The 7007-nt window shown below is 51.3% G+C and carries 8 protein-coding genes and 1 pseudogene; 5 read left to right on the plus strand and 4 right to left on the minus strand.

All coding sequences use genetic code 11. The features are described from left to right. Nucleotides 1-277: 277 nt before the first annotated feature. Nucleotides 278-1462, minus strand: coding sequence for an ISAs1 family transposase (locus tag G3480_RS24385; protein WP_167752488.1), 1185 nt, complete (start codon nt 1460-1462; stop codon nt 278-280). Nucleotides 1463-1643: 181 nt separating this feature from the next. On the opposite strand from G3480_RS24385, the gene G3480_RS24390 reads away from it, so the two are divergent. Continuing rightward, complete coding sequence (locus G3480_RS24390; protein ID WP_164656830.1) at nt 1644-2504, plus strand: DNA-methyltransferase; 861 nt, start codon at nt 1644-1646, stop codon at nt 2502-2504. Here G3480_RS24390 and G3480_RS24395 read toward each other — a convergent pair. Further along, a complete protein-coding gene (locus tag G3480_RS24395; RefSeq protein ID WP_164656831.1) occupies nt 2493-3089 on the minus strand; it encodes a ScaI family restriction endonuclease in 597 nt (198 codons plus the stop codon). The two genes, G3480_RS24390 and G3480_RS24395, sit on opposite strands and share 12 nt — an antisense overlap. 2 nt (nt 3090-3091) lie before the next feature. Beyond that, nucleotides 3092-3307 (minus strand): helix-turn-helix domain-containing protein, encoded by a 216-nt coding sequence (locus tag G3480_RS24400; protein WP_164656832.1) that lies wholly within the window; start codon nt 3305-3307, stop codon nt 3092-3094. Nucleotides 3308-3328: 21 nt separating this feature from the next. On the opposite strand from G3480_RS24400, the pseudogene G3480_RS24405 reads away from it, so the two are divergent. The 4 genes and pseudogenes from G3480_RS24405 to G3480_RS24420 form a co-directional block, all read left to right on the plus strand. After that, nucleotides 3329-3814: pseudogene (locus G3480_RS24405) on the plus strand (REP-associated tyrosine transposase); the annotation flags it as partial. Between the two features lie 179 nt (nt 3815-3993). Next, entirely contained in the window at nt 3994-4554 is a 561-nt protein-coding gene (locus G3480_RS24410) for a hypothetical protein (RefSeq protein ID WP_164656833.1), read from the plus strand. A 171-nt stretch (nt 4555-4725) separates the two neighbouring features. Then, nucleotides 4726-5574 (plus strand): hypothetical protein, encoded by an 849-nt coding sequence (locus tag G3480_RS24415; RefSeq protein ID WP_164656834.1) that lies wholly within the window; start codon nt 4726-4728, stop codon nt 5572-5574. A 145-nt stretch (nt 5575-5719) separates the two neighbouring features. Continuing rightward, entirely contained in the window at nt 5720-6247 is a 528-nt protein-coding gene (locus G3480_RS24420) for a tyrosine-type recombinase/integrase (protein ID WP_240906033.1), read from the plus strand. 327 nt (nt 6248-6574) lie between these two features. On the opposite strand, the gene G3480_RS24425 is transcribed toward G3480_RS24420, so the two are convergent. Then, nucleotides 6575-7007, minus strand: a 433-nt coding sequence (locus G3480_RS24425) for a DUF4351 domain-containing protein (protein WP_240906034.1), incomplete at its 5' end; no start/stop codon positions are given.

Below are 7007 nucleotides of genomic sequence, written 5' to 3' on the forward strand. Positions count from 1 at the left end.
CATGCTCCTACAAGGTTCCTGCGAAGATGCCTTATTTTAATAGAATCATAGCCTTAGATGCTAAGTCCATGGCATTGGCCCTCCCCCCAGGCCCTTACCCGAGTATGTATGCGACGATCCGCGGCGCAACGAGGCCATCGTCGCCGCTTATCGCAGCGGGGGATATACGCTTCAGGACATTGGAGACTTCTTCGGCATCCACTACTCGCGCGTGAGCAAGATCGTTCAAGCAGCGGATGTCAAGAGGGCAAAAGGGAAGACCCCCAGGGCAATCGCATCAAGCTTTTCTAATATTAGCGCGCCCTGATGCTTCTGCTTTCTCCTTGCTCTTGGGCGGCTCGAAGAACAATTTCGTCAGGTAGCCCTCGTCGGATGCGGCTTTCAAGCGCTTGTTCTGAATACCGAGCTTGGTGTCGTCGTTCTTGAGGCGCGAGAGCGCAAGGTGGCGCAGGACGGCGAGATTCTCGCGCGCTACCGGATCACGCACACGGCACTCATCCTCACGAAAGGAGATGTCGAGGTTCCAATGCAGACCGTTTTCAATGCCCCAGTGACCGCGCGCGGCGTGGGCAAAGCGGGTGGCGCTCGTGCCAATGCTGCCGATGTAGTAGCGAGTCTCGATCGTGACCTTGCCGGCGACCTCACGGCGCGATTCGACCATGCCGATCATGTTCATCGCCTCCCACAGGGCGCTGCGCGGCACACCGGAGAGATCACCCAGGGTCCGGTAACGACGGATTTCGATCCGACCATGGCTGCGCTCGACGGTCTCGACGAAGTCTGTGTCGCTGTCGACATAGTCGTTGGCGTCGGCCTCGATGAAGGCCTCCTCGACCTCGGCGGCCAACGTTTCCTGGTTGCCTTTGAGGGACAGGACGTAGTCACCGCCCCGATCGATGATCTGCTTGGCAATCTTGGTCTGGCAGCCCATGGCATCAATGGTGACGATGCAGCCCTCCAGCTTCAGCCACTCCAGCAGCCGCGGAATGGCCGTGATCTCATTGGACTTGGCCTCCGTGGCCACTTGCCCGAGCACCACCCGGTTGGCCGTCGCCCAGGCGCTGACCAGATGCAACGCCGCCAAGCCCTTGCCGCGGTTGTGCGAGCGGCGCAGGGTCTTGCCGTCCACGGCGATGATCTCATCGGGGATCAGTTCCGCCACCGCCTGGCTCCACGCGCGAAAGCAGGCCGCGAACGTCTCGGGGTTGATCAGGGCAAACACGCGCCCGAAACAATCGTGCGAGGGAATCCCATGGGGCAGCTCCAGAAAGGTGCGCAGCCATGCCTCCTTACCCCTGGCAAACGTCTCAATGCCCACCCAGCCGTCGGCACCACCGAGGGTCGCGGCGATGGCGATGATGATCATCTCGATCAGGTTGTGCCGGCTTTGGGTCGGGTTGCGCGGATCTTCCAGCGCGGCAAAATGACGTCCGATCGATCGCTCTATACTCAGGTCGCACACCGTGGAGATCTCCCCAGATTCAAAGGACGCAGATCATTGGGGGAGGCGAGTGGATTGCCCAACATTACTCGCTAATACGTTGATGCGATTGCCCTGGGAAGACCCCGCTCCTCCCTGAAGCCTCGTTCGAGAGAATCTTACGTTGACATTCCGCTCGATGATGAATACTATAAGTAGCATCATGAGTGCTGAAAACTTCAATCGAATTAGGTCCATATTGGGAGCGCCATCATTTGAAACTGATGGCGTAGCCATATACAAACGTGATTGTCTGGAAGGAATGAAAGAGCTTCCTGAAGGAATCATCAATGCTACCATCACCTCGCCTCCATACAATATTGGCAAGGAATACGAGGATCTTGCCCATATAAACGACTATCTTAATTGGTGCGAAAATTGGATAGGTGAGATTCATCGAGTCACTTGTCCAGATGGCACATTTTGGCTAAATGTTGGATATTTTGAAGTGGAAGGGAAAGGCTTGGCTGTACCCATCCCTTATCTGCTGTGGGATAGAACACCATTTTACTTGCTACAGGAAGTAGTTTGGAACTATGCAGCGGGGGTTGCATGTAGAAAGCGTTTCTCTCCAAGAAACGAAAAACTACTTTGGTATGTTAAAGATCCGAATAACTATACGTTCAATTTGGACGATGTTCGCGATCCAAATGTCAAATATCCAAACCAAAAAAAGAATGGGAAATTGAAGTGCAATCCGCTCGGAAAAAACCCTACAGATGTTTGGCAAATAACCAAAGTAACGTCAGGTAAAAACCGCTCCTCTGTAGAACGCACCCCACATCCGGCCCAATTCCCAATGGCTTTGGTTGAGAGAATGCTCAAATCCTCTAGCAACGCTGGTGATGTGATACTTGATCCTTTTATGGGATCGGGGAGTACAGCAGAATGCGCTCTAAGAAATAATCGCTTCGTTATTGGTTTCGAGTTGGAAGAAAAATATATCGGTTATGCTGAGAGTCGAATTGAAAGCTACTTGGCTGACAAAGAGGCTAGTGAAGCACAAACCGCATTAGCTTTTTAGGTAAAGCGTTTTGAATTTAAGATCGTAGGTATCCGGTGCTAAACTCGATTGCTGCCCGGACTCGGCCTTTTGCCCTCTCCAGTCTGTATGATCAAGCCAACCAAAGCGTATTACTAAAATCTCGGGTTTAGTGTTGGTTTTTGAGAATTTTTCGAAGTTTACGGCGATATAAAAACCATCTTTTCCTTTTTTGCCTTGCGTCGGTTTTTGCGCATAACTTCTATTGCCAAATATTCGGCTCGGATTGGAAGACGTTTTCAGTTCTATCGAGTAGTAATCATTGGGAATATAAACAATATCTTTGTCACCAGCATCTTTTTCACCTCTCCATTCTTTCGGGTAGGTTGCAGCCATCTCCGCTGGAATTAGTTCGTGCATTAGCGCACCGATAACTTGGGGCTTTGGAAATATGTGATCGCCAATTTTAAGATTGTGTCGCCCAATCGATGTTTCAAAGATGTTGTTCCAGGCATTAAGAATCATCTCTACAAGAGAGTTTTCGTCTAACGGGTGGTCTTTTATGAGTTGTTCTGTGATTGATGCCCAATCTGACTTATCCTTTCCCGAATACGGGGAGTCGCTCATCACTAACTAATTCCTTGAAGAAGGATTGAAGGGCTTACTCCTAACGCTTTGGAAATAAGAACAATGTTCTCCAAGCTAACGTTCCTTTCGCCTCTCTCAATGGAGCCAACATAAGTTCTGTGCAGTGAGCAAAGATCAGCTAACTGCTCTTGAGAAAGCTTTCTTTCAAGGCGGTGTTTCTTTATATTTTCACCAAGGAGTGCTTTGGGGTCTTTCATCCAGAAATTATCTATGCCATGATGACAATAGGTCTACAGACTATAAGTGGCATAAGGTCACGGGCTCACGCAAGGTCACGGGGTCACGAATTTGCCGGCGCGCTGTACCATGTGACCAGTCGCGGAGACGGGCGCGAGGCGATTTTCCTCGCCGATGGGAACCGGCGCCTGTTTCTGGATGTGCTGGCTGGCGTTTGGGACCGCTTCAATTGGACGGTGCACGCCTACTGTCTGATGACCAACCACTACCATGTGTTGGTGGAGACCCCGGACGCGAACCTCTCAAAGGGCATGCGCCAGCTGAATGGCGTCTATACGCAGCGCTTTAACCGCACGCACGGCCGTTCGGGCCACGTGTTTCAAGGACGCTACAAGGCGATCCTGGCGCAAAAGGAGGCGTATCTGCTGGAGCTGGCGCGCTACGTCGTGCTCAATCCGGTGCGGGCGCGGATGGTGCGGACCGCAGCCGATTGGCCTTGGAGCAGCTACCGGGCCATGATCGGGGAGTTCCGGGGGGAGTTCCGGGGACAGTTTACTTAACTTTGGAAGCCCTCGCGGGTGACAGAAGAAAAGAAATCGCCTAACGAGCGCGTAAACCTGACCGCGTACTGGCTAGCCGTCGCTTCGCTCCTGCGAGCCAGTACGCGCCAGGTTACGCATGACGTTAGGCAAGGACAAGAGATGCTATGGAGCAAGATTTCATATCGCTAAAGCAGCTTGCTGAAGAAATCGCCATGGACAGATCCCATGCACGGCGATATGTATTGGGACTCGGTATTGAGCCGAAAAAACGCAGGACAACAGAATCCGGCGGACAACTGACTCTAACAGTTTCCCATGAGGAATCTGAGTTCATCAAACAAAAACGAGAAGAGCACGGATTTCTTGGATCTTCCAAACCAGTTGAAAAAGAAGTTGGATCATTCTATGTGATTCAATTGATTCCGGAACTTGATGATAAGAGAATTAAACTAGGGTTCGCAGATGATATTAACCAACGCCTTGCGCAGCACCGTACCTCTGCACCAACTGCTAAGGTATTGAAATCGTGGCCATGCAAGAGAAGTTGGGAAAAGACAGTAATCGATGCTCTTTCTTGCATTGGCGGAAAACTAATACTCAACGAAGTTTTCGAATTTTCCGATGTAGAGCGAGTTATTGATCATGCTGATAAGCTCTTTTCTTTGCTAGGGGCCCCCTCGGCGAGAATAGAAGTATCGCCGCATTCTCCATACAACAACCAGTAGCATGAGCAAGTAATGCCTAACACAGCCATAAAGCCGAGGCCACACTGCGCATCGGCATCAGAGCAACCCCGTAGTGTCTTGGCAGCGCAGTCTGGCCCGGCTTATGGTTGACGTTAGTCGCTTTAGAAAGCAAGAATAAACAGCGTACCATACGCTAACTGGATATCCGATATGATAATTGTCCGAATCTCCGAATTAGCACAAGCCTCGTTGGCATTAAGTGCGCTAGAAGCATATACGATAGAGCATTTAAGAAATAAAAAAGAAGAGAAAACTAAACTTGAAACCCACGGCACGTTATTTGGTTACGAAACTTATAGTTACTCAAAAGAAATAGTTTACCAAATTGAGCTTGTTAGTACAGATACTAGCACCAGGCAATGGCAGAACAGAGTTAGATGGTCTCGGTCGGCCAGGGATTTAAAGCAGGATTTTATTACTTCTTTTTATCCAAATTTTGACTATTTGGGAACATTTCACACTCATCCCTATGATCACTACAAGTCTGTACCTAGAGGGGATCATGGAAGCTATTTCTCAAAAGGAGATCTAAGAAGTTTCCATAAGAATAAAGAATATCACGAGCGCGTAGGCTCCCGGGTATTTATTCTCATCACAGTTGCTGGGATGCAGAAAGCCGGAACGCTACCAAACCAGCGCATCAAAAATAATATCATACAAGTTACCTTTGGTAATTTAAGGCTTTGGGTCTCTGCTTATTGTGTTTTAAATCGAGGAAATAGCGCCCCCCCTGATCTCGTCGTTTCGCCGCCGATAAACGATTACGTTTTTCTTGAATGCCCAAACTTAATCAATCTTGTGGAATATACCGATTTCGGACGATTTAAAGATGGGAAATATGTTGCATCTTGGGAATTAAACAAAGATCTGGAAGGTTATTTTATTTATCCAAGCATTGAAAATTTTATCGATGACGACGATTTTAGCGCAAAAGACATGATTGACAGCTATAACGCGAAAGCATTAGATGATTGCGCTGATAGTGATGAATTTGATTGAAGTTGAAAGTGATCCACGTTAAATCGCCTAACGAATAAGGTTAGATCGTCGCTCGCTTCGCTCGGACGATCTAACCTTATTCGTTACGTCCCAAGCCGCACATGAGCCGTGAAACAAGGGCAAGCTGATTGGCCAGAAGCCGCCGTTGAAGCTGCAAGAGATCTGGACCGTCCGCACACAGCTTCGAATGGCCGGGAAGACACGGGAGCTAGCGCTGTTCAATCTGGCCATCGACAGCAAGTTACGCGGCTGCGAACTGGTTGCCCTGCGGGTCCGCGATGTCGCGCATGGCAACCATGTGGTCTCCAGGGCCAGTGTCGTGCAGCATAAGACGCGTGAGCCCGTGCGCTTCGAGCTGACCGACCAGACACGTGATGCCGTGGAGGACTGGATCAAAGAGGCGGGGCTGTCATCCGCAGACTTCCTCTTCCCCAGTCGGCAGAGTGGGTCACCGCATGTATCTGCGCGTCAGTACGCGCGCATTGTGAAGCGATGGATCGGGTTGATGGGAGCGGATCCGCAGGAGTACGGGACGCACTCGTTGCGCCGAACCAAGGCGACGTTGATCTACCGTCAGACCAAGAACTTGCGCGCCGTGCAGCTGCTCCTCGGGCATCGCAAAATCGAGAGCACGGTTAGGTACTTGGGAGTGGAGGTTGTAACTTCTCAATAACCCATGGCACCCAATAAAACAGAGACTTATATTCAAAAGGGTCATGCTCTCGCGCCTCAAAACGCCCCATGCCTGACCAGATTCAAGCTCAAGTTATTGTTTTTCAGTACACGCCCACTTAATGAGGCAAGCTTCAGGCTCTCCCGTTGCCCTCTAAGGTACTGATTTCAAAGCTGCCATGGGTTATTGAGAAGTTACTGGAGGTTGACGACGCACTCGACATCGCTGAGCACATCGAGTGCTGAAGGAGAGGCAGGCGCTCAGCGAATGGCTGGGCGCCACTCAGGGGCTTTGTTTTGTTCGTGGACAACAGCGCAGAACCGATTCTCAGGTCGGCTCCTGAAGCACCTCTTCCAGGGTCGCGCCGTCCAGGACGCGATCGGCCCAACCCTCAAATTCCGCCTCGCCTGCCTGCTCGAGGCGCGCCTCGGCCCAGGCCGGTAGGGCACCGAAGCGCCGGACTAACTGCCGGCGCAGCAACTTGGCCTCGCCTTGCGAGATCCCTTCTTCAAGACCCTGTTGCTTCCACTCTTCGGTCCAGGTCTTCACCCGTTCTGCCAACATGGCACGCATCTCCTGAAGGTCGTTGACGTTTGGTAGCTCGGCACCGGGAACCCGAGCCGGTAGCAGCACGCGCTTGAGCCAGACGACAAAGGCGCGGCGCAGACTGTCCTGCTCGGGGGCGGCCAGCCAATCAATCAGACTCGCCAGTACCCGCTCGATATCCTCGGGGCGGCGACTGTTCTCGAGTCGGAACAGA

The organism is Thiorhodococcus mannitoliphagus, from assembly GCF_010915725.1.
GTDB classification, from domain to species: domain Bacteria; phylum Pseudomonadota; class Gammaproteobacteria; order Chromatiales; family Chromatiaceae; genus Thiorhodococcus; species Thiorhodococcus mannitoliphagus.

Bases quoted from the DNA above. Each gene is read 5' to 3' on its own strand.
- G3480_RS24390 (WP_164656830.1), top strand. From the start codon at position 1,644: ATGAGTGCTGAAAACTTCAATCGAATTAGGTCCATATTGGGAGCGCCA.
- G3480_RS24395 (WP_164656831.1), bottom strand. From the start codon at position 3,089: ATGAGCGACTCCCCGTATTCGGGAAAGGATAAGTCAGATTGGGCATCA.
- G3480_RS24400 (WP_164656832.1), bottom strand. From the start codon at position 3,307: ATGAAAGACCCCAAAGCACTCCTTGGTGAAAATATAAAGAAACACCGC.
- G3480_RS24410 (WP_164656833.1), top strand. From the start codon at position 3,994: ATGGAGCAAGATTTCATATCGCTAAAGCAGCTTGCTGAAGAAATCGCC.
- G3480_RS24415 (WP_164656834.1), top strand. From the start codon at position 4,726: ATGATAATTGTCCGAATCTCCGAATTAGCACAAGCCTCGTTGGCATTA.